This window comes from Catenulispora rubra (genome assembly GCF_015356825.1).
In the GTDB taxonomy this organism is placed as follows: domain Bacteria; phylum Actinomycetota; class Actinomycetes; order Streptomycetales; family Catenulisporaceae; genus Catenulispora; species Catenulispora rubra.
In genome coordinates, this window is record NZ_JAACYW010000530.1 from 1 (window position 1) to 3,174 (window position 3,174).

Below are 3,174 nucleotides of genomic sequence, written 5' to 3' on the forward strand. Positions count from 1 at the left end.
CCCCAGCACAACTCCCCCACGACAGCGCCTCCTTCATCGGCCGCGCCGAAGACGTAGACCAAGTCCTCGAACACGCGCGCGCCGACGGCACCTGCTCACCGCGCGTGGTGATGGTCGTCGGCGTCGGCGGAATCGGCAAGACAACGCTGGCCGTACGCTGCGCGCACCTCCTGCGCGAGGCGTACCCAGACGGCCAGATCTACATCAACCTGCGCGGCTTCGACCCAACCCACCCCGCGCTCACCCCCTCAGCCGCCCTCCACCACCTCCTGACCTCACTCGGCGTCGCGACAGTCCCGGCCGAGCACGAACAGCGCGTGGCCCTGTGGCGAAGCATCGTCGCGGGACGCCGCATGGTCGTCCTGCTCGACAACGCACGCTCCGCCGAGCAGGTCGAAGACCTGTTGCCAGGCACCGGATCCAGCTTCGTCATGGTCACCAGCCGCGAGCGTCTCGGCCGCCTCGCGGTGAAGTACGCCGCGCGCCGGGTGACCCTGGCCCCCCTCGCCGTAGCCGACGCCCTCGGTCTGCTCGCCGACGCGGTCGGCGCCGAGCGCGTGAACGCCGAGGCACCAGCGGCGCGGCGGCTCGCGCAGCTCTGCGACCACCTACCGTTCGCGCTACGGATCGCCGCGGAGCAGCTGGTGGCGGTATCCGACGGACGGATCGCCGACCTGGTCGGCAGCCTGGAGGACGCGCATCAGCGCCTGGACACGCTACGTCTGGAGAACGACGACCTGTGCTCGGTGCGCAGCGTCATGGCGTGCTCGTTCGACGCGCTGGACCCGGACACGGCACGCGCCTGCCGGATGCTCGGGGCGTTCCCGGGGGTGAACCTGACGCGGTACTGCGCGGCGGCGCTGTTGAACGTGCCGGTGGCGCAAGCAGCAGAACTGATGCAGCGGCTAAGTGCACAGCATCTGCTGGAGCAGCACGGCGACCGTTACACGATGCACGACCTGACGCGGACCTACATCAGGGAGCTGGCTCGCGGGTTGCCCGACGATGAGGTGCGGGCGGCACGGGATCGGGTGAGCGGCTGGTACACGGTGACGCTTTCGCAGATGGCCGGTGTGGGGCGACAGCTGGTTGTTGGTGCAGTTGCTAAATACAGCGACGTACCTCACGAACCGCAGCCCTTCACCGGCCAAGACGACCTACTCCGCTGGTGCGCCCAAGAGTGGCCGAACATCAGCGCCCTCATCCGCAGCACAGCACGCTCCGCCGACCACCTGTCGACATGGCGTCTGACCTACCTGATGTTCGACTACTTCCACGCCAGCGGCTCGGCGGCCGACTGGCTGGACCTCCTGCGCATCGCGACGCGCTCGGCCGAAGCATCGGGCGACCGTCGTGCCCGCGTAGTACTGCTGATCCACATGAGCGTCGCGCACTGCCGGACCGGACGGGCCGACGCGGCCGTCGCCGACCTGTGCAAAGCCCTCGACCTGCTGGACGCCGCCGACGAACCACCCCTGCGCGTGAGCCTGCTCAGCACACTAGCGTCGGTGATGCGCGCGTCGAAGGCCTACGACCAGGGGTTGGCAGCAGGCCTGGAAGCGCTGGCGCTGGCAGCCGAATGCGACGACGAGTACCAGCGCGCGGCGGCCGAAGACGTGCTCTGCGAGCTCTACGCCGAGACCGGACGCTGGCTCGAAGCGGTCGCCCACGCCGAGGCCGGACTCATCGAGGCCCGCGCCTGCGGCAGCCCGCTCCTCGAAGCGAACCTCCTGATCAACCTGGGCCTCGCCCGCAACGGCCTCGGCGACCCGATCGCCGCGCAGGCGTGCCTGGTGCGCGCGCTCCGCGTGACGCAGTCCGCCGGCGACCGCTACCACGAGGGCCTGGCGCTGCTGGCGCTGGCGCGGGTCCGGTCTCTGGAACGGGACGCGGCGGCGGCGATGGCGAAGCGGGCGCTGGCGCAGTTCCAGGAACTGGCGGCCGAGGAGGCGAAGGAGGTTCTGGAGTTCCTGGGAGACCTCCAACTGGCGGGGAGTGTCGTGGCGGCCTAAGCACGAGTCGAGGGCCGAGGGCCGCGAGCCGCCCGGGCTCGTGCCAGGTACTGAGCACACACCTACAATCCGAAGACGACGGCGGTTCCCCGGTGCTTGACTCACCAGGGAACCGCCGTCTCCTTGTCGGGCCAGGGCTGCCAACGAGGTCAGACCAGCCGGATCAAGCCGGCGGGTTCTTGAAATCACCCTTGATCGTGATCGCGTTCGGCGGCCAGGGTGCCGACCGGCGGCGCGGTGCGTTCCCGCAGGTCGTCCCGGAGCTGGGAGCGAAACATCAGCCCAGGAACTCGTTGGTGCGCACCTTGCGCGCGTAGGCGTCGACCGCCTCGGCCCACTCGATCTTCGGCCAGGCGACGTACACCTTGGCCAGCGTCGTCTGCGCCGGGTCTTGGACGCGATGCCAGTCCCCGCGGAGCAGGTAGGCGGTCTCCCGAAGCCGCGCCGCGCGCGCCGTCGCGTACTCCGGGAACTTGCGGCGATCGCAGACACCGGGCCGGAGGTGCGCTAATGTCGCCAAAATGGGAGAAGTCACCGACTACTACGCGACCCTGACGACGGATGTCGGGGAGCTCTTCGACGGCATGCGCCGCCGGGCGCTGGAGCTGGCGCCCGACGCGGTGGAGGGGCGCAGCTATGCGATGCCCGCGCTGCTCTACCGGGGCAAGGGTCTGATCGCGACGATGCAGACCGCGAAGCATCTCGCGCTCTACCCGTTCAGCGGGAAGGTGGTCACGCAGGTGGCCGAGCGGCTGGAGGGGTTCTCGCTGTCGTCGGGGGCCATCCGGTTCAGCGTCGGGCAGCCGCTTCCGGCCGAGGTGCTGGACGACGTCGTGCGGCTGCGCGTGGCCGAGATCGACGCCGTCGCGGACGGCGGGTCTCGGCGGCGCGCCGACTAGCAGGCGTGGCAGGCGGGGGCCGACGAAACAGAAGCGCCGACCCGGCGACGGCCGCCGGCGCGGTCAGGCGCCGCCGCCCTCCCGCCCCTGCCACACCAGCACGGCCTCGACGCGGCTGCGGGCGCCGAGCTTGGCGAAGATGTGGTTGACGTGGTTCTTGACCGTCTTCTGGCTCAGGCGCATGCGGTCGGCGATGTCGGCGTTCAGCATGCCGTGGCTGATGCAGGTCATCACCTCGGCCTCGCGCGGGGACAGGTCGCGGG

At 70.3% G+C, this 3,174-nt stretch carries 4 protein-coding genes; 2 read left to right on the top strand and 2 right to left on the bottom strand.

The features are described from left to right. Positions 1-2,012 (top strand): NB-ARC domain-containing protein (locus GWK61_RS59105; RefSeq protein WP_194922101.1); only part of this gene is annotated, 2,012 nt, incomplete at its 5' end. A gap of 277 nt (positions 2,013-2,289) precedes the next feature. Here GWK61_RS59105 and GWK61_RS53520 read toward each other — a convergent pair. After that, a complete protein-coding gene (locus tag GWK61_RS53520; RefSeq protein ID WP_194922103.1) occupies positions 2,290-2,547 on the bottom strand; it encodes a SigE family RNA polymerase sigma factor in 258 nt (85 codons plus the stop codon). On the opposite strand from GWK61_RS53520, the gene GWK61_RS53525 reads away from it, so the two are divergent. Beyond that, positions 2,534-2,911, top strand: coding sequence for an iron chaperone (locus GWK61_RS53525; protein WP_194922105.1), 378 nt, complete (start codon positions 2,534-2,536; stop codon positions 2,909-2,911). The genes GWK61_RS53520 and GWK61_RS53525 overlap by 14 nt on opposite strands. Positions 2,912-2,974: 63 nt before the next feature. Here GWK61_RS53525 and GWK61_RS53530 read toward each other — a convergent pair. Continuing rightward, a partial coding sequence (locus GWK61_RS53530; RefSeq protein WP_194922106.1) for a helix-turn-helix domain-containing protein occupies positions 2,975-3,174 on the bottom strand: 200 nt, incomplete at its 5' end.

Excerpts from the sequence above, each read along its gene's own strand:
- GWK61_RS53525 (WP_194922105.1), top strand. The coding sequence starts at position 2,534 with ATGGGAGAAGTCACCGACTACTACGCGACCCTGACGACGGATGTCGGG.